At 43.7% G+C, this 20,011-nt stretch carries 16 protein-coding genes and 1 riboswitch; of the genes, 1 reads left to right on the top strand and 15 read right to left on the bottom strand.

Going from position 1 to position 20,011, the window contains the following annotated elements; genetic code table 11:
• Window positions 1-129: 129 nt before the first annotated feature.
• The 9 genes from ACKI5G_RS03740 to metK all read right to left on the bottom strand — a co-directional run bounded on the left by ACKI5G_RS03740 (window position 130) and on the right by metK (window position 11,447).
• Window positions 130-1,269, bottom strand: coding sequence for an HAD family hydrolase (locus ACKI5G_RS03740; RefSeq protein ID WP_407397772.1), 1,140 nt, complete (start codon window positions 1,267-1,269; stop codon window positions 130-132).
• Between the two features lie 265 nt (window positions 1,270-1,534).
• Entirely contained in the window at window positions 1,535-3,418 is a 1,884-nt protein-coding gene (locus tag ACKI5G_RS03745) for a fructose-specific PTS transporter subunit EIIC (protein WP_407397774.1), read from the bottom strand.
• Between the two features lie 62 nt (window positions 3,419-3,480).
• Window positions 3,481-4,389 carry a 1-phosphofructokinase gene (gene pfkB, locus ACKI5G_RS03750; protein WP_407397776.1) on the bottom strand — a complete coding sequence of 303 codons (909 nt, stop codon included), beginning with the start codon at window positions 4,387-4,389 and terminating at the stop codon, window positions 3,481-3,483.
• A 4-nt stretch (window positions 4,390-4,393) separates the two neighbouring features.
• On the bottom strand, window positions 4,394-5,140 hold the full coding sequence (locus ACKI5G_RS03755; RefSeq protein ID WP_407397778.1) for a DeoR/GlpR family DNA-binding transcription regulator: 747 nt from the start codon (window positions 5,138-5,140) through the stop codon (window positions 4,394-4,396).
• A gap of 253 nt (window positions 5,141-5,393) precedes the next feature.
• A complete protein-coding gene (gene lysS, locus ACKI5G_RS03760) occupies window positions 5,394-6,860 on the bottom strand; it encodes a lysine--tRNA ligase (protein ID WP_407397851.1) in 1,467 nt (488 codons plus the stop codon).
• 57 nt (window positions 6,861-6,917) lie between these two features.
• On the bottom strand, window positions 6,918-7,391 hold the full coding sequence (gene greA, locus ACKI5G_RS03765) for a transcription elongation factor GreA (RefSeq protein WP_407397780.1): 474 nt from the start codon (window positions 7,389-7,391) through the stop codon (window positions 6,918-6,920).
• Between the two features lie 165 nt (window positions 7,392-7,556).
• Complete coding sequence (locus ACKI5G_RS03770) at window positions 7,557-8,018, bottom strand: cell division protein SepF (RefSeq protein WP_407397782.1); 462 nt, start codon at window positions 8,016-8,018, stop codon at window positions 7,557-7,559.
• A gap of 214 nt (window positions 8,019-8,232) precedes the next feature.
• A complete protein-coding gene (gene typA / locus ACKI5G_RS03775) occupies window positions 8,233-10,056 on the bottom strand; it encodes a translational GTPase TypA (protein ID WP_407397784.1) in 1,824 nt (607 codons plus the stop codon).
• A gap of 203 nt (window positions 10,057-10,259) precedes the next feature.
• Window positions 10,260-11,447, bottom strand: coding sequence for a methionine adenosyltransferase (gene metK, locus ACKI5G_RS03780; protein WP_407397786.1), 1,188 nt, complete (start codon window positions 11,445-11,447; stop codon window positions 10,260-10,262).
• 117 nt (window positions 11,448-11,564) lie between these two features.
• Window positions 11,565-11,676: riboswitch (SAM riboswitch) on the bottom strand.
• Between the two features lie 150 nt (window positions 11,677-11,826).
• Here metK and ACKI5G_RS03785 point away from each other — a divergent pair.
• Window positions 11,827-12,318, top strand: coding sequence for a hypothetical protein (locus tag ACKI5G_RS03785; protein ID WP_407397788.1), 492 nt, complete (start codon window positions 11,827-11,829; stop codon window positions 12,316-12,318).
• 127 nt (window positions 12,319-12,445) lie between these two features.
• Here the strand turns inward: ACKI5G_RS03785 and ACKI5G_RS03790 are convergent, their stop codons facing one another.
• The 6 genes from ACKI5G_RS03790 to ACKI5G_RS03815 form a co-directional block, all read right to left on the bottom strand.
• Complete coding sequence (locus ACKI5G_RS03790; RefSeq protein ID WP_407397790.1) at window positions 12,446-14,299, bottom strand: condensation domain-containing protein; 1,854 nt, start codon at window positions 14,297-14,299, stop codon at window positions 12,446-12,448.
• Between the two features lie 23 nt (window positions 14,300-14,322).
• Window positions 14,323-16,530 carry a SpoIIE family protein phosphatase gene (locus tag ACKI5G_RS03795; protein ID WP_407397792.1) on the bottom strand — a complete coding sequence of 736 codons (2,208 nt, stop codon included), beginning with the start codon at window positions 16,528-16,530 and terminating at the stop codon, window positions 14,323-14,325.
• 80 nt (window positions 16,531-16,610) lie between these two features.
• On the bottom strand, window positions 16,611-16,910 hold the full coding sequence (locus ACKI5G_RS03800) for an STAS domain-containing protein (RefSeq protein WP_407397794.1): 300 nt from the start codon (window positions 16,908-16,910) through the stop codon (window positions 16,611-16,613).
• A gap of 61 nt (window positions 16,911-16,971) precedes the next feature.
• On the bottom strand, window positions 16,972-17,394 hold the full coding sequence (locus ACKI5G_RS03805; RefSeq protein ID WP_407397796.1) for an ATP-binding protein: 423 nt from the start codon (window positions 17,392-17,394) through the stop codon (window positions 16,972-16,974).
• 20 nt (window positions 17,395-17,414) lie between these two features.
• Window positions 17,415-18,587 (bottom strand): MalY/PatB family protein, encoded by a 1,173-nt coding sequence (locus ACKI5G_RS03810; RefSeq protein WP_407397798.1) that lies wholly within the window; start codon window positions 18,585-18,587, stop codon window positions 17,415-17,417.
• Window positions 18,584-19,987 (bottom strand): MATE family efflux transporter, encoded by a 1,404-nt coding sequence (locus ACKI5G_RS03815; RefSeq protein WP_407397800.1) that lies wholly within the window; start codon window positions 19,985-19,987, stop codon window positions 18,584-18,586. Before ACKI5G_RS03815 ends, ACKI5G_RS03810 begins: the two co-directional genes overlap by 4 nt.
• Between the last annotated feature and the right edge of the window lie 24 nt (window positions 19,988-20,011).

Below are 20,011 nucleotides of genomic sequence, written 5' to 3' on the forward strand. Positions count from 1 at the left end.
TATACATATAATGCCATAACAGTTCAATAACAAATCACTATAATAAAAAAAGGCTGTCTGCAAATGAACAAATCATCTGGCAAACAGCCTTAATGTGTTTTAATGATGGGTTATTTAATAATCAAAAGATTATTTTTTGAATTCCTTAGCAGTCTGGAATTCCTGGGAAGCAGTCTTGGTTACATCGTAGCCATAGATAGTCTTCCAGTCATTAGCCATGGAAATTGGGGTAATGCCGTACTTCTCACAGAATGCCTTGAACTTGTCGCCCTTCTCCTTGGAGCCCCAGTCACGAACGCTATCATCGCAGCATACGCCCATAGCGAAGCTCTTGTACTTAGGGTTAGCGAGTGTATAGTTCAGCATGGAACCATCAGAAGTGGAGTTACCAAGAGCGATTACTGGCTGAATACCAATCTCCTTGGCAATATTCTGAACCTTACCAGCCTTGTTATCAGTGAACTGGAATGGGCCACGCATTACCTTATCCTTTGCACCATCCTCGTTGAAGAGGAAGTACTGGGAACCGGCCCAGCCCTGACGCTCCATAACTGGTAAGCTGTCAGTACCGATTACATGGTCAGCATTGATAGAAGGAATTGGAGCCTTCAGAGCCTGACGAACGAGCTGACGGTCAGTACCGGTTACAACATAGAAGTTAAAGCCATTGTTCTGGAGATAGGTAATAACCTCTACCATTGGCAGATAATAAGCCTCTGCGAAGGTGCAGTTAGTGAGACCATCAAGAGGAGCATTGGTGAAATAGTCATCTACATACTTGTCAAAATCCTCCATGGTCATACCCTGGAAAGCATAAGACTGTGCACGGTCTTCACCTTCATCCATGTCAGCGGAAATCTTACCAGCCTTAGCTGCCTTCAGGCACTCCAAAGCATAAGCCTTCTCAGTTGGGGTTGGAGTATAGGTTGGATCATTGAAGATACGATGGAAATACAGATACCACTCAGAATAAGTAGGTGCCAACTCACCATAGAAAGTACCATCCATATCAGATACGCATACACGATCCTTTACAGGAATATAGTTAGGGCTGCTAGGATTGGTAACATCCTCAACATAAGCCTTCAAAGCCTTGAAGGAAGCGGAATCCTGATTCCAATACTGGAAGTTGGAACCATCCTTCTTTACGTTAATCTGAGCAATCTCACTAACGGAAGCGGCCTCAGTAGTAGCCATGTCTGCCCCTACAGCACCAAAGGCTAAGCCTAAAGCGATCAATGCGGATGCTAATTTCTTACTTGTCTTCATAAATAAATTTACCCCTTTCGTTTCACATGCGCACCCCTCAGTGCACAATATTAAACTTTAAATTCGTTCAGGTATTCTGAACATGCTTTTATATTTCTACATAATATCCATAATTCCTGCTAGTATTAAAAAAAAATTAGAGATTTATGTAAACTTGAACGTTTACTTTTGTTCAATAGTCAGAAGGTTACAAAAAACCGACTATCATAGTCGGAATACACATTAAAGTGTATACACAAAACCATGATAGCCGGTTTTAATAATGTTAGTTTTTCAACGGTTTTTTCAATACTGACATCACAGCGCATCCCACAACTGCACCAATCAGAATAGCAGCAATGTACATGCCGGCATTACCGATTGTAGGTACTACGAAAATACCACCATGCGGTGCCTGCAGGGTACAGTCAAAGGCCATGGACAGCGCACCAGCTGTAGCAGCACCGATAAATACTGAAGGAATTACCCGCAGTGGGTCACTGGCAGCAAACGGAATAGCACCTTCCGTTATGAAAGACATACCCATAACATAGTTGGTGATACCAGCCTTTCGCTCACTTTCCGTAAAGCGGTTAGGGAAAATAGTGGTACAAAGTGCAATGGCAAGAGGAGGTACCATTCCACCAGCCATAACAGCAGCCATAACATGAAATTGGCCGGAGGCTAACAGCCCGGTTCCAGTAACATAAGCCGCCTTGTTGATTGGGCCACCCATGTCAATAGCCATCATACCACCCATAACAATACCCAAAAGAATACGAGCATTTGGATCCATGTTGTTCAGCGTATCCACCAGCCAGGTGTTAATAGCACTTACCGGTGGTGCAATGATAAACATGCTGACAAAACCAATAATGAGAATACCAAAGAACGGATACAGCAGAACTGGTTTAATACCCTCCAGGGATTCCGGCAAAGCGGCAAATACCTTCTTCAAAAGATTTACACTGTAGCCTGCCACGAAGCCTGCCAGCAAAGCTCCTAAAAATCCAGAACCGGTGGTATTAGCCAAGGCACCACCAACAAAGCCTACAGCCAGACCAGGACGGTCAGCAATGGACATGGCAATGAATCCGGCAAGGATAGGAAGCATAAAGCCGAAGGATGCACCACCGATATCCTTCAGGAACTTCGCTAACGGAGTATTGGAGCCAAAGTTACCTGGATTAATGGAATAATCATCGAACAGAAAAGCCAAAGCGATAAGAATACCACCGCCAACAACGAATGGTAGCATGTGGCTTACGCCGTTCATTAAATGCTTGTAAATCTGACGACCCAGGCTTTCGCCTTCCACATCAGCAGCTCCCTCTGTACCTTCAGTACCACTGGCATGATAAACCGGGGTATTGCCGGACAAAGCACGGTCAAGAAGCTCATCAGCCTTGTTGATACCATCTGCAACCTTGGCAATAACAACAGGCTTCCCGTCAAAACGTGACATAGCCACATTCTTATCAGCAGCCACGATAATGGCATCAGCCTTTCTGATTTCCTTTGCTGTCAGCACATTCTTGGCACCGCTGGAGCCATTAGTCTCAACCTTAATGGATATACCACGCTTTTTAGCATGCTGTTCCAGGCTTTCTGCCGCCATAAAGGTATGGGCAATACCCGTAGGACATGCTGTTACTGCCAAAATCTGAATGTAATCAGGAGGAGCCGTTACCCCATCTGAGGCAACAACGCATTTGTCATCTTCCTTGTCATCTATGATGCGCAAAAATTCTTCTTTTGTCTTGGCAGCCAGTAATGCATCCTTAAAATCTGAATCCATAAGCATGGTAGCCAGCTTGGACAAAATTTCCAGGTGTGCATCATAGGCAGATTCCGGAGCAGCAATCATAAAGAACAAACGGCTCGGCTCTCCATCCTCGGAATCAAAATCCACACCGTCTGGCACTGTCATAGCAGACAGACCAGCTGTCTTTACTCCGGCACTCTTGGCATGCGGTGTTGCAATACCCTCACCCAGCCCTGTGGAGCTGGAAGCTTCACGTGCCAGCACATCCTTCACATACTGTGCCTTGTCGGACAAATTGCCCCCGGCCTCCATAAGGTCGGCCAGCTGATTGATGGCGGCATTTTTATCCGCTGGCTTGGTTCCCAAAATGATGCTCTCACTTTTGAGCATGTCGGTAATACGCATAATTTTCTCTCCCCTTATAAAAATTATATAAATGAATGCTATATTCTAATGCCTACCGGCAATTAAACAATTTTTTTCAGCAGCGCTTCCACCTCCGGCCTGGTAGCGAGATTTTCGCTAAAGGCTGAAGCCGACCCAGTGGCCACGCCCATGTGGAAAGCCCTCTCAAAATCCCCATTTGATTCCATAAAGCCTGTGATAAACCCAGCCACCATAGAATCCCCTGCACCAACGGAATTCACAAGAGTTCCTTTAGGAGCAGGACACCTATAAGACTCCCCGGCAGCCGTTAGAAGAATAGCTCCATCCCCAGCCATGGATATCAGAACATTTTGTGCTCCCTTTTCCTGGAGCTTCTTGGCATAGGTAATTATTTCCTCGTCACTGGAAAGCTTCACACCGAACATATCCCCAAGCTCGTGATTATTTGGCTTTATAAGAAATGGACGATACTGCAAAACATTCAGAAGCAGCTTCTTTTCTGCATCAACTACGATTCGAATTCCCTTCCCCTCAAGCCGTGCCATAATACGCTGATAAATATCATCCGGCAAGGCCTTTGGAATTGAACCGGCCAATACCAGGGTATCCCCTGCCACCAGTTTATCCAATTTTGAAAAAAGCTCCGTCTGTTTTTTATCGCTGATATCCGGTCCTTGTCCGTTTATTTCTGTTTCCTTGTCAGCCTTAACCTTCACATTTATACGGCTGAACCCCTGCTCCAGCTGAACAAAATCGTTTTTTACGCCAAACTCCTGCAGCTGCCTCTTGATCTCCTCACCAGTGAAGCCAGCCACAAACCCAAGGGCAGTGCTATCATGACCAAGATTTTTCAGCACAATGGATACATTTATTCCCTTGCCGCCACCTAAAATCTGTTCATAGCTCACCCGGTTTATTTCGCCGGCAGCAAAATGGTCAAGACGCAGAATATAATCCAGTGACGGATTAAAGGTTACAGTATAAATCATTCCTTCACTCTCCTTCCAAGACGGTGGTATAATCACGATATTTCTTATCCTCCAGCCGTCCTGTTATTATAGTGGCGCTGGAAATACCAGCAAAGGTAATGGGGGAAATCTTGTTAAACTTCGATCGGTCAGCCAGCACATAGGCACTCTTACATCTTGCCATTGCCTCGCATTTGACAGCCCCCTCATCGGCGTCCGGAGTGGAGAATCCTGACTTGGGGCTTATTCCGTTTGTACCGAAAAAGCCCTTGGTAAAATTGTAGTTTGCCAAACTTTTCAAGGCTTCTGTACCAACAACAGCTTCAGTGACGGCCTTTACCGCTCCCCCGATAATGAACACCTTGAAGCCCTTGGCTAATAGACGCACTGCGTGTTGCATACCGTTAGTTACGAAGATCACATTATTATCTGTCAAAAAATCAATGAGATGCAACGTGGTGGAACCAGCATCAATGTAAACAAAATCCTCACTTGTGATAAGCTCTGCAGCTTTACGTCCAATAGCAACCTTTTCCTCAGGATACAAATCCCATTTGGTCTGCATATCTTCCTCTGCACTTGAATAATTATTATCAATGATGGTAGCACCGCCGTATACCTTGTACAGTCTGCCGCTGCGATGCAGAGCGGTCAAATCACGGCGCACTGTGGACTCCGAAATCTGTAAGGCTTTGGTCAGCTCAAGAACCGTCACCGCCTTTTTTTCCGCCAAAATCTGCAAAATAGCAGCATACCTCTCCTCGGTAAGCACGGCTATCACTCTCCTAAAAATAATTTCTGTGATTATATTACAACCAAAATCAGTCAAAGTCAACCAAAATCAGTCAAAATAAATCATAATTAATCAAGATTAAGAGGAAAACAACGATAAAATAAGAATTTATTTTTCCATACAACAGCCCAACAGGATTATCTTCAGGCCTCCTATGCCCACAGTTTTTGTAAAACAAAAAAGAGCTGCCTCCCAAAGGAAACAGCTCAAAAAAACTAAACAAAATATTAAATTATTCAGCCAAAGGCTTCATGGTTGGGAATAACAATACATCTCTGATAGATGCACTGTCAGTGAGGAACATAACAAGACGGTCCACACCGATACCCAGACCACCTGTTGGTGGCAGACCATATTCGAGGGCAGTAATAAAGTCACGGTCCATCATATGGGCTTCATCATCACCATCTTCACGGGCCTTCAACTGATCGAGGAAACGACCCTCCTGGTCAATAGGGTCATTGAGCTCGGTAAAGCCGTTAGCCAATTCACGGCCATATACGAAGCACTCGAAACGGTCGGTAATACGTGGGTCCTCAGGATTGCGCTTAGCCAATGGAGAAATCTCAGTTGGATGACCGGTAATAAATGTCGGCTGAATCAAGGTTTCCTCCACCTTTTCCTCGAAGGCTGCATTCAAAATACCACCGATGCCAAACCGCTTCTCGTAAGGCACGCCGATTTCATCCGCCATAGCCCTGGCTTCCTCCACGGTTTCACAGCTCATGAAGTCTTTGCCTGTTGCTTCCTTAACAGCGTCATTCATGCTGATGCGCTTAAAGCTGGAATAATCAATGGTGGTACCCTGATAATCAACCTGCAGACTGCCGCATACAGCCATGGCTGCATCGCGGACAATACCCTCAGTAACATCCATCAAATCATTATAATCAGCATAGGCCTGATAAATCTCAATAGAGGTAAACTCAGGATTATGGCGTACATCCATGCCCTCGTTACGGAATACACGGCCAATTTCATATACGCGCTCCATACCGCCTACAACCAAACGCTTCAAATTAAGCTCAGTTGCAATGCGGAGGTACATATCCAGATCAAGTGTATTATGATGGGTGATAAACGGACGTGCTGCTGCACCACCAGCGATAGTACCCAATACAGGAGTCTCAACCTCCAGGAAGTCACGGGAATCCAAATAGTTACGGATAGATTTTATAATATTGGTACGAGCCACAAAGGTATTCATAACCTCAGGGTTCATAATAAGATCTACATAGCGCTGACGATAACGAATTTCGGTATCGGTGAGGCCATGAAATTTCTCAGGAAGCGGACGAAGAGACTTGGAAAGGAGATCAAAGTCATCTACACGAACAGTAAGCTCACCGCGACGGGTACGGAATACATGACCCTTTACGCCAATAATATCACCGATATCCAAGAGCTTGAACTGCTTGTACTTCTCCTCACCCAATACATCCAGCTTAAAATAAATCTGAATACGGCTGGTGCGGTCCATAATAACAGAGAAGCTGGCCTTGCCATGTCCACGGATAGCCATAAGACGTCCGGCAATAGACACTTCTTCTTCGCTTTCATCCTCGCCTTCAAGATTTGCATACTGCTCCAAAATTGCAGCATTATGATGAGAAACCTCAAAACGATGGCCGAAAGGAGCTACACCCATTTCTCTGAAGGCTGCCAGCTTATCACGGCGTACCTTCAACAATTCATTCATATCCTGCTGAACAGGAGCATTTTCCTTATTTTCTGCCACTTTACATTCTCCTATTTTTTAGTGCTTAATTTCCATAATCTCATAATTGATGATGTTCTCACCAACATGAACCTCTACGACCTCACCTACGGACTTGCCAATAATAGCCGCACCTACCGGGGACTCATTGGAAATCTTGCCCTCATCAGGATCTGCTTCGGTGGAGCCAACCAGCTGATACTCATCAGTTTCATTGAACTCCAAATCCTTCAATACGATTTTGGAACCCATGGATACTACATTGCTGTCAGCACTATTTTCGATTATCTTGGCATTGCGGATTTTTTCCTCCAGCTCAGCGATTTCACCTTCCAGGAAAGCCTGCTCATTCTTAGCGTCATCATACTCGGAGTTCTCGGAAAGGTCCCCCAGAGCAATAGCAGCTTTCAGACGATCAGCTACCTCAAGTCGTTTTACACTTTTTAAATGATCAAGTTTCTCCTGTAGTTTTTTCAAACCGTCTGCGGTAAGAAGTACGCTCTTGTCTGCCATTACTAAAAACTCCTTTACTCAATAAATAATGAGTGCCGCATGGGGCACTCACATAAAATACAAAATTTACTAGAATATTATAAGTAAAAACCTGCTCTTTGTCAATCAGAACAGCAAGCTAAAAGAGACTGTTACTAGCGCAACAGTCTCAAAAATCGCCAAATATTACAATGTAGCAGCTACAGATTTCATCTCGTTAATCTCAACGCCATTTGGTGCATAAAGAACCATGGTGTTGGAAATACGATGAACAAAACCATCCTGAACATAGCAAACACCATTCAGGAAATCACAAATACGCTGTTGTTCAGGAAGCTCCACACGCTCATAGTTAACAATAGCTGAATTCTTAGCCTTCAAAGCGTCAGCAACTTCACGAACATCATCAAAACGCTGTGGCATGAAAATCTTAATCTTCATTTCAGCAGCACGATGACTGTTATTGGTGTGCAATGTAAGATTAGGTCTTTTTACAGGTGCTGGAGCTGGCTTAACAGCACTGGCAGTGCTACCCCCTACAACTTTACGCTCAACCTGCTCCTCAACTACCTCTTCTTCATCAACAAACAGTTCATCTTCAACCTCAACCGGTGCGAAGAAGTCTTCCAGTTTCTTCAGAATACTCACAACGTCCGCCCTCCATTAATATAAGTCCAGAATCATTAAAATAAAAAGAATGAAATAAATTAAAAATATAAGTTCTTAATCATAAGCCCAAGTTGGGTTACTTTCTATTATATTCGCTAACAGCAGGTTTTGTCCTGCTGTTTTTGCGAATTTTTTTATTATTTTCAAAAATGAGTCTTTAGACCTACGACGAAGGTACCTGCAAAAGCCATAATCAGCTTTCTTTACGAGCGTTCTTGCTTGCTCTACCGCGAACAACCTTGTCAAGAATGGTCTTACGCAGACGAATGCTGTCAGGAGTTACCTCCACCAGTTCGTCATCGTTAATATACTCAAGAGCCTGCTCCAAGCTCAAAATACGAGGTGGAGTCAGTCTGATAGCTTCATCAGATGCAGAAGTACGCATGTTGGAAACATGCTTTGCCTTGCATGGATTAATATCCATATCGATATCACGGGAGTTCTCGCCAACGATCATGCCCTCATATACAGCCTGGCCAGGGGAAATGAACATGGTACCACGATCCTGAAGGTTAAAGATTCCATAACCTGTGGTCTCACCCTGCTCAAAGGCTACCAGAGAACCACGGGTACGGCCTGGGATATCGCCCTTGTACGGTACATAGCCGGAGAATACATGGTTCATAATACCATTGCCCTTGGTGTTGGTCAAAAGCTCACTGCGGAAGCCGATAAGGCCACGGGCAGGAATAAGGAATTCCATCCGCATGTAGCCGGAAACCTCAGTCATGTTGGCCAGCTCTGCCTTACGGGTTCCAAGGGACTCCATAACAGTACCCATATACTCCTGAGGAACCTCAACGGTGAGATTCTCCATAGGCTCACACTTCTGGCCATTAATCTCCTTATATACTACCTCCGGTTTACCGACCTGAAGCTCATAGCCCTCACGACGCATGGTCTCAATGAGGATGGAAAGATGCAGTTCACCACGGCCACTAACCTTAAATACATCTGCGGAATCAGTCTCCTCGACGCGAAGGGAAACATTAGTCTCCACTTCCTTGTAAAGACGGTCACGAAGATGACGGGAGGTAACGAACTGACCCTCACGGCCTGCAAATGGGCTGGTATTAACACCAAAGGTCATGGACAGAGTTGGCTCGTCAATATTAATAGTAGGCAATGCCTCAGGATTTTCGGCATCTGCTACTGTATATCCAATACTTACATTACCAAGGCCAGTGAGGCAGACGATTTCACCCATCTTAGCCTCCTGAACCTCTACACGGTTCAGGCCCTGATATGCGTATACTTTACCGATCTTAGCTTTGGTCTGGGAATCCCCATCCAGTAATACTACGGACTGGTTTGGCTTTACGCTGCCGCGAATAATTCTGCCGACTGCCAGCTTACCAACATATTCATCAGACTCCAAGGTAGTAACCATCATCTGAAGAGGACCATCTGCGTCACCCTGTGGGCAAGGAATTTCCTTAACAATAGTCTCCATGAGTGGCTTCAGATTATCGTTGTCGTCCTCCATGCTGTACTTGGCAATACCATCACGGGCAGTGGCATAAATACAAGGGAAATCCAGCTGATCATCATCTGCATCCAGCTCCATGAACAGCTCCAGAACCTCATCATAAACCTCATCCACACGCTGGTCCGGACGGTCAATCTTATTGATAACAACGATAGGCTTAAGGCCCTGCTCCAATGCCTTGCGAAGAACGTACTTAGTCTGTGGCATTGGCCCCTCAAAGGCATCTACCAGCAGAACTACGCCATCAACCATGTTCAGTACGCGCTGCACCTCACCACCGAAGTCGGCATGGCCCGGGGTATCAACAATGTTAATCTTGGTACCCTCATACATAACTGCTGTATTCTTGGAAAGAATAGTAATACCACGCTCGCGCTCCAAATCACCGGAGTCCATTACGCGCTCTGCAACCTGCTCATTTTCACGGAAAATGTGGCTCTGCTGCAACATTGCATCTACCAATGTAGTCTTACCATGGTCAACGTGAGCAATAATCGCGATATTTCTCAAATTTTCATTCTTACTCATAGTATTAAAATTCCTCCCATACATAGAAAAAGGAGTCCAACGCTCCCCTCACAATAACTTCATCTTAAATTTCAGCATACTAATATTATTATAGACGCTTTCCATTGTCAATTGTTTTTTATATAGAAACCTTTTGATACTAAAAGAAAATGAGGCACAATTTCTTGTGCCCCACTTAGCTAATTAATCAGTATTCAAATACATCAGATACCAGCCTGAGTCTTCAGTGCCTCAGCCTTATCAGTGTGTTCCCAAGGAAGATCGACATCAGTACGGCCAAAGTGACCATAAGCTGCAGTCTTGGCATAGATTGGGCGACGTAGATCCAGCATCTTGATAATTCCAGCAGGACGCAAATCGAAGTTCTTCTGAACCAGCTCCTCCAGAGTACGGTCATCAACCTTACCAGTACCAAAGGTATCAACCATAATGGATACAGGCTTGGCTACGCCAATGGCATAAGCCAGCTGAACCTCGGCCCTGTCAGCTAAACCAGCTGCAACAATATTCTTTGCAACATAGCGGGCTGCATAGGCACCAGAACGGTCAACCTTTGTTGGATCCTTACCAGAGAATGCGCCACCGCCATGACGGGCCATACCACCATAGGTATCAACAATGATCTTACGGCCAGTGAGACCGCAGTCTCCCTGAGGACCACCAATAACAAACTTGCCGGTTGGGTTAATAAAATACTTGGTATCGTCACTGAGAAGCTCAGCTGGAATAACCGGCTTTACAACATGCTCAATAAGATCCTTGCGAATCTGCTCCAGACTAATCTTTTCGTCATGCTGGGTAGAAATAACAATGGTATCAATAGCTACTGGCTTGCCATTCTCATAAGCAACAGTAACCTGGGTCTTGCCGTCCGGACGGAGATATGGCAGAGTACCGTTCTTGCGAACCTCAGTCAAACGACGGGACAGGCGATGTGCCAAAGCAATTGGAGTTGGCATAAACTCAGGGGTCTCATTGCAAGCAAAACCGAACATCATACCCTGGTCACCGGCACCAGTTGCTTCCTCCTCACTCATATCACCCTCACGGGCTTCCAAAGCCTTGTCTACGCCCTGGGCAATATCAGGAGACTGCTCATCAAGAGAAATGAGAATACCACAGGTATCAGCATCAAAACCGAACTTTGCACGGGTATAGCCAATATTACGGATAGTCTCACGAACAATCTTGGATATATCTACATAGCAGCTGGTGGAAATCTCACCGGCAATATGGGCCTGGCCAGTGGTTACCATAGTCTCACAAGCAACACGGCCCATAGGATCCTTCTCAAGAATAGCATCAAGAATGCTGTCAGAAATCTGGTCTGCAATTTTATCAGGATGTCCCTCAGTAACAGACTCAGAAGTAAACAATAAACGCTTAGCCATTTAAACGCCTCCTTAAAATAAAGAATTCATTTCCTGAAATATGAAAACACCTTATTGTATCTGCAAAAGAAATTACAAAAATAAAAAACCCTCTTCAAAGAGAGAGCTTATAAAAATCTCTCATCTTAAGGCCAATAGCCTTCAGGAATTAGCACCGTTTTGATATTCAAGCACATCAATGGTTGCCGCAGCTTCACAGGGCCAGTCCCTCCACTGCTCTTGATGAGTCCATATTCAGTTTACTTAAATATGATATTCTATCCCTATAAAAAAGTCAAGGCATTTTAACATTTTCCCTCTGGAATGGTTAATTGCTGTATTATTTCATTAATTTTTGATATAATATGATAATCAATGGATAACTCAAAGGAGTCGTACAATGGAAATTGTAAACGCTTTTGCAATATTTTGGATTTTGTTCAACGGGTATACACTATATAAAGTTCTTATTAGTTCAAATGATGAGGAACGGGAGGATATTCACAATGAGCTGGTGGATATGTGTCGTACCATGACCCCAGCCGCAGTAGGCAAGACTATGGTTGCTCTTTTTCTGGCAGTTATGGTATTGGATGTCATCGGCTTTTATCTGACTTATACTTACGCCTACACCATGGAGGAGAACTTTTATACCAGAATCCTTCTATTCCTGGCTTTTGTGCTGGTTTTCTTCATCGATCAGATTGTATCCTTCAGACAGACTATGAAGATTGCAGCTGCTCTCAGAATTCCAAATATAAGGGATGATGTATTAAAGAGATTCATGCGCATGACTGAGAGGGATATGGATTTCATAAATACCATTTCCGCCGTGGCCAAGTTCGTAGCCGCCTTCCAGCTGGTATTGTATACCATACTCACAAAATCATAATTCTTATTCCAATTGCAAAAATAGGCTGTGATAGCCAGATGATATACTCATCTAACTATCACAGCCTTTTATTTTTAGTATTACTAATCTCAGATCCATTATTGACAGTTTGCTTATATATTATCATTTATGACTGTATCCACAGTCTTTGATATTTCTCAAGCTGCCTCATAACATGATATATAATATTCTTGGCCAAAAGAGGTGACTTCTTAAGGGTAGACATCAAATTTACCAAAGGTACAACCAGAATTGTAGACTGCTCAGTAATAACCTCGGCTGAAATTTTCACCTTATGCTTTGGCAGCATAACGTTTTCATTTATCCAGCTGTTTTCTTTTAGTATATCCAAAGTATTATACCAGCCATCACCACATTCTATACTGCGGGCCACTTTTCCCGACAATACGAATACCAGCTGGTTTTCAACCTCATGCTCAGATATACGGTCACCCTCAAATTTTGTATATAGCTTTGCCCCAAGAATAAACAGCTGAATGATTCCCTGTTCACATTCCTGAAATAAGGCAATTCTGGACAGGGCATCCTGTATAATAGACCTGGAATCCTCCTGAGATTCATCCAGCTCCTGGAATTTGGCTTCCCAACGTTTTTTCAGTCGTTCCATGAAGTATTCAACAGGTTCATTCCAGTCGGTAAGCATCTGCTGTAAAACCAACAGATAATGCTGTAGCAAAATAGCTATGTCATTTTGCAGATAAGCCTCACCATTGTAACCAACGGAAATTATCGCCTGATTTCCTTCATTGCGAAAGGAAACATCCAAAATAACATCCCGCACATCCCAATGCTTCTGGCTGACTATAGTGCCATCACCGGTTCCCTTCACCTTGGAATATGGCTTAGTTTCCGCCAGAAAATCATAGAAATTCAAAAAATGATCAAAGGGCTCGTTATGTTTGCCCAGCAAATCAATAATATCCTCCCGCCCCAAAGAAGCATAGGGCTGAGAAACTACAAACTGCTTAAATGCGCTGTTCACCAATGTCTTTACAGTAGGATTATCCTCTGCTTTAAGCAAGAAAGGTACAAGACTTTGTGCCCCTGGAATACTTTTCTTCTTTTGAGGAACCAAAAGACAATAGCTCACATTATTGACAGAATTGCTTTGTTGCAGCAATAACCCCCAAGCTGTCTGCAGCATGGACATCAACAATATTTTATTTGACTCTGCTTTACTTCGCAAATCTGACAATATATCACGGGGAATATGGGCTAAATATGCTTCTTCACTGTACTTCCCATTTGCAGTCTGTGAATTCAAATGAGGAATTTTAGGCATCGGTGGTAAATTGCTGAGCATCTTCTCCCAGTAGTTTTTTACTGGCGTTGTCATTAATCCATTACCGCCCACCACAGCATCCACAATTTTGGACATATCCTCTGGCTGAGGCAGCTTTAATGCAGCCCTAAAAATCCTGTGGAAATCCAGCTTAAGGGCCACAGCCTCCAAGGCGGTAACAATTACTGCATATTCATCTTCACCTGTATTAAACACAGAAAAACGCACCAGCTGCCCACTGAGCAGATCAAAGCCAAGGCGTTGATCAGCTGCAATATTTCTTTGCAGCTCAACATCAAGCTCATCATCACTTAAATCCTTCATATTGTGATAAACGATTTCAAGAGGAGGATTCCGCTTCTTCTTAACCACCGCCATCATCATACCGTTAATCAGGACGTAGTTGGTCCTCAATATTTCTTCCCGTGCAAAGGCCCTGTCCACTGCCACATTAAAATGTAAAGGCAACAGCTTACCGCTTATTTTATAGATTATTTGCAGTACAGAGCCTATAGGAGCTGCCCCTCCTTTTGTGCTGAAAAGTCCCTTTTCCTCAGCCGACAGCTCCCGTAGATATTCAATATTGTGCGCCAAAACATTTTCCTGCTGATTGTACAACTCAGCTAAAGAAGTCTTGTATTCCGTGGGTAGACTAGGAAATAACATTTTTTCTGCCATAATAGCCCCATCCCCCTATGAATTTATGCTTTTTCCGGTCCGTTATAGACAAGAGCCAGCATAGTAATATCATCAGACTGTTCCGCATCGCCAACATAATCATTGAGTACCTGCTCTAATTCCAAAAGAAGATTCTGTGCACTATTTTCATTTGAATTTGTTTTGTTAAGCGTATCCAGTAATCTTTCTTCACCGAAAAGCTCACTGGATTCATTAAGGGCTTCCGTAACACCATCAGTATACAACACCAGCCGATCTCCCTTGCAGAGAGTCAGCTCCTGTCCCTTATACTTGATATTTTCCATACCACCCATAACGAAATTTCGCTCCACAGACAGGTAATCAAATCTGTTTTCATTGGCTTTATATAATGCTGGTGGATTATGACCAGCATTAATATAATTAAACCTTCCAGTGGTAAGGTTCAATATACCCATGAATGCAGTTACGAACATCATGGCATCATTGTTCTGGCAGAGCTGATCATTGGTTCTTGCCATCACATCAGCTAAATTCTTTTCATTATCCATAGAAAGAACAGAGTTCTTCAACATTGTCTTGGCAATAACCATAAACAAAGCTGCCGGAACTCCCTTGCCGGAAACATCTGCAATGGTAACAAGCAAATGCTCATCATCCATCAAATAAAAATCGTAGAAATCTCCCCCAACTTCCTTGGCCGCCTGCATAGTGGCGTAAATATCAAATTCCTTACGCTCCGGTGCAAAAGGGAATATATGGGGCAGCATACTTTCCTGAATATTGGTAGCTACTGCCAGCTCAGTTGCAATATGCTCCTTTTCCATGGTTACCTTGGTAAGATGTGACATATAGTTTTGCAGCTTATCTGTCATGTTATTAAAAGCATTAGCCAAGGTTTCCAGCTCATCCCCGGTAGGAATGGAAATCTTCTTTTCCAGATTACCGGCAGCAATTTCCCCTACTCCACCAGTAAGCTCCTTAATCGGCGCAACGAATTTGTCAGTAAGCCAGGAGGTTAAATTAAACAGCAGTATAAGTGTAGACCATATACTGATTATGGCCACCAGCACAAATTTCACCACCTGGTCATTCATCATATCCTTAAATTCGCCCACCTGACCAACAATATGCTGACGGGCAGTCTGCACAGGGGTCATAACCTCGTTTATGGCTATAATGGTACCAAAGCTCCATTTTATCTTCTGCATAGGAGCATAGGCCAGAAAATATTCTTGCCCATCCAGCTCCACGATTTGCCAGCCGCTCTCCCCGGAAATCATTTTTCCTACTGCATTAGCCAGGCTCTCATTACTTTCCTTACGCAAATCCTTTCCATCAACATCATTCATGAGCCCCTCATGATTAGTGGACAGCATTATCTTTCCCTTATCGCTTAACACAAAGCTGATACCGGATTTGCCCATAAGGGAATTATCCATAATATCAGAAACAGATTTTACTGAACAGGCAATAGCCACTACCCCTGCAAAGCCATCATTGTCCTCGTATGGCGCGGAGCAGGTGAAGCTAGGATAGCCATCGGCCCCCACATATATATCATTGAAGGTTATGGTGCCACGTTCCCGTGTATTCTTATACCAGCTGCGTTCCGTAGGCTCATAGGCATTCAGAAAATCCTCCGTCATATTAATATAGTCCTTGCCCGGTGCGTTATCCGCTGCAATGATATATCCGTTCTTGGAGCCTACAAATAAGGACGACTCAAATTGATTATATTGTCTGGCCATGGGCTCAATATAAGAAGCCACATTGGACATTATGCCTATTTCATGCTGCAAAGAAGGTGAAACCCCTGAGGCCTGCAAGCTGCCACCTTGATGGATATATACCTCTCCTGGCCGTATCTTCTGAAATCTTGGATCAGGCAAGGTGCGCTGTGCATAAAATTCAGGATGTTTAACTACATTTTCAACCCCATAGGCCAAATAATTTGTATCATTAGTTATACTCCAGATCTCTGTCTCAATGGCAAGGGCGCGGGTTTTGGCCACATCCGTGAGCCGCCCGGTTATTTGCTGACTGGTTACGTCTTCTATATAGCCTGCGGAAGTACCACTTAGCTGATCACTTTGAGTCATGAAAACACTATTCATGGTATAGAGCCCATAAGCCACCAAAAGCCCCATAACCACCAGTATAGTCAGACTACCCAAAAGTATAAGACGAAAAACCCGATTTCTTATACTGCCCTTTTTTAAAAACCATAATGAGTATATCTTCTCATTCATATAAAATCACCTTTAGTGTTTCTATAAAACACCACATCTCAAACAAAAATTTAAAACATAAAAATAATATACCTGATAAATCAGTCTACAATATCCAGGAAATTTGAAAATCCTGTCATCTCCAAAACATCCATTACATCCTCATTAACATGGAATATTTTCATGGTACCCTGCTTATTCATGCGTTTCTGGGCCACCAACAATACACGAAGGCCTGCTGATGCCACAAAATCAAGATTAGCAAAATCAAAGGTCAGTTCTTCAACTTCGTTAAGGTCACTTTGAACAACCTTATCCAAATCACCGGCAGACACAGCATCCAAACGGCCCTCCAGTGAAATTTTCAATTTATTGCCATTTAATTCCTTTTTGATTTCCATAAAACAATGTCCCCTTTCGGCTATATCAGCACTTTTCTTTTATAACGCCATTGTACTTCTGCTAAATTGCTTTAACAATTGTAAGAATATTTTGTCCATCCTCGTGCTGATAGGATATATCATCAACATTATTTTTTACCAAAAATATTCCCAATCCCCCTACAGGCCTTTCGTTAGCCCCCATGGTTATATCAGGATCCGGTTGCTTCAGTGGATTATAGGGGACTCCCTTATCCATAAATTTTAATCTGAATTTAGCCGCATCATCCTCCAGACACCCCTCAATAGTGACCTTTCCAGCATCATCACCATAGGCATAGTTGGCTATATTGGTGAAAATTTCCTCCACCACGACCTCTAACTGCATTCTGACTTTAGGGGAGCATTCCTTTTCCTTTAAAAATTCCTCCACAAAATCATTTACTTTAACTAAATTTTCCAGTGTCGCCTCAATAACAAGCTTTTTGTTATCCTGTGAGTCCATATAATCCCCTCCGCAATAAATCATTCACTAATTTTTATATATGACTTAATGCTATTTCTCAGTCTTTCCAAACCATCCATCAACACTGATCTAGGACAGGCAATATTCATCCGCAAAAATTGTCTGCCAACAGCACCATATTCTGCCCCCTCGGACAAATACAAACCGCTCTCCTTCCGTATGAACTCCATCAGCTCCACAGAATCTTCACAGAAGCTGGAGCAATCAAGCCATAACAGGTAAGTAGCATCCGACGGAACCATATATACATCAGGTATATTTTTCTCCATATACTCCTGACATACCTTCTTGTTTTCATAAATATATTCCCGAAGCTCATCAAGCCACTCTGCTCCATGATTAAAGGCAGCTATAGTGGCCTCAATGGCTATAATGTTTGGTTCAGCCACTTCATCAGTATTCAGCCTCCGCCACATCTTATGGCGCAAATAATCATTTGGCACCATAACCGCCGCTGAGTTTACTCCTGCCATATTAAAGGTCTTTGTTGGAGCCAGGCAGGTTACACTGATATCCCGACAGGTATCAGACACAGATGCAAAGGGAATGTATTCCTTTCCCGGATCCGTGAGATCACAATGGATTTCGTCTGCAATTACCGTGACGTTATATTTGGCACAAAGCTCACCTACCTTAAACAGCTCATAGCTGCTCCACAAATGGCCTGAAGGATTTTGAGGATTGCAAAGAATCATCAGACTGACCTGGGGATCAGATAAATCCTCCTCCAGCCGTTCAAAGTCCATGGAATAGTTTTTACCGTCGTATTTAAGAGGACTTTCTACAACAAAGCGTCCATTATTAACAATAGAGTTAAAGAAGTTATTATACACCGGTGTCTGAATCAGTACCTTTTCCGCAGGACTGGTGAGCTTTCTCACCGCCGACGAAATAGCAGGCAATACCCCTGTTGTAAATACCAGCCATTCTGACTGAATCCGGAAATTATGGCGCTCTCTCCACCAAGCGACATAGGCCCCATTCCAGGTCTCTGGTATTATGGAATATCCCAATGCCCCTACCTTCAGCTTCTCCTGAATTGCCTCCATAACGGGAGGTGCCACTGGAAAATCCATATCTGCCACCCACATTGGCAGCTCATTTTCCCCCACATCCCATTTCAGAGAATTAGTGTTACGCCGATTAATCACCTTGTCAAAATCATACTTCACTCCATTGACCCCCTATTTTCCCATTTTTGTTTATAGATTCTAACCAGGAAAAGTAACCCTCTAAAACATATTTCAAGACACATAGCGGTCCATACGCCATGCAGTCCGTAAATATCGACCAAATATAATGCAATAGGAATGCGAACACCCCATACGCTTACCAGATTCATAACACTGGAAAACAGAGTATCCCTTACTCCACGCAAGGCACCTGCTCCCACTATGGATGCAGCAAAAAGAGGCTCCGCCAGCAGCTGAATACGCAGCACATCGGTACCAAGGTCCTGAACAGTCTTAACCGGTGTCAGGAAGGCAAATACCTCAGGAGCTAACACATACATAATAACAGCCAATGCTCCCATGGTAAACATACCAGTTCCCAAGGAAAACCAGGCAAAGCCCTTTGCAAAAGCCTTTTTTTGAGCACCAATACTCTGCCCTACCAAAGTTGTTGCTGCAATGGCTATACCGTAGCCCGGCATATAGCAAAAGGATTCCGCCGTTATAGCAAAGGAGTTTGCAGCAATGGCCACAGTACCCAAAGGAGCCACAATGATCATCATAGCAATCATAGCTCCCGTGAGAACTCCCTGTTCAAGAGCTATAGGACAGCTAATTTTCAAGGCATCTCCCAAACACTCCCGGGTAAGCTTCCATTTCATACCATCCTTCTGACGGGTATATTTTCTCCTGAGCATTGCCAAATATAGCAAAATACAGGCGGTAACCCCTTCAGCAGCGACTGTACCCAAAGCAGCCCCCTTAACCCCAAGGCCAAATCCAGGCCACCACACATCTATCCCCAATACGGAAACATAACCGGAGGAAAAAATAAACAGGGCATTAAATCCTATGTCCAGTACACACATTATGCTGTTAAAGAAGCTGGCAGATTTCATACTACCAGAGCTTTGCAACATAGCAGTGGACAAAATACGCAGTATAACTATAGGCATACCAAACATGTACACCCTAAAGTAATCGTATGCCCCCACATAAATTTCCGGAGCAGCTCCCAGCCATCCTGGCAGATAAGGACTTATGTATACGCCTATTACGGATATAAGCACAGCAAAAGCCGTGACACATATCAATCCCTGTCTAAAAGTGTCACGGGAATATTGTAGCTTCTTGGCGCCGATAAACTGTGCCACCTGAACGGAAAAGCCCTGAACAGCTGCCATTCCTATACCATACAAAAACCACAATACAGGTGCCACCAAACCTATGGAGGCAGAGGCTGCTGCCCCAAGGCTTCCCACCATGGCAGCATCTATGTATTCCATAACAATATATGTTGTTTGAGCCAGCATTGCTGGAATACTTAGGCTCCATACGCACTTTAGCATTTGCCGCCAATGCAGTTCTTCTTCATTATGGATTACACTTATGATATTCATTCAAACATTCCTTGGTAAACTATT

This window comes from Anaerovibrio sp., assembly GCF_045637405.1.
Lineage (GTDB): Bacteria > Bacillota > Negativicutes > Selenomonadales > Selenomonadaceae > Anaerovibrio.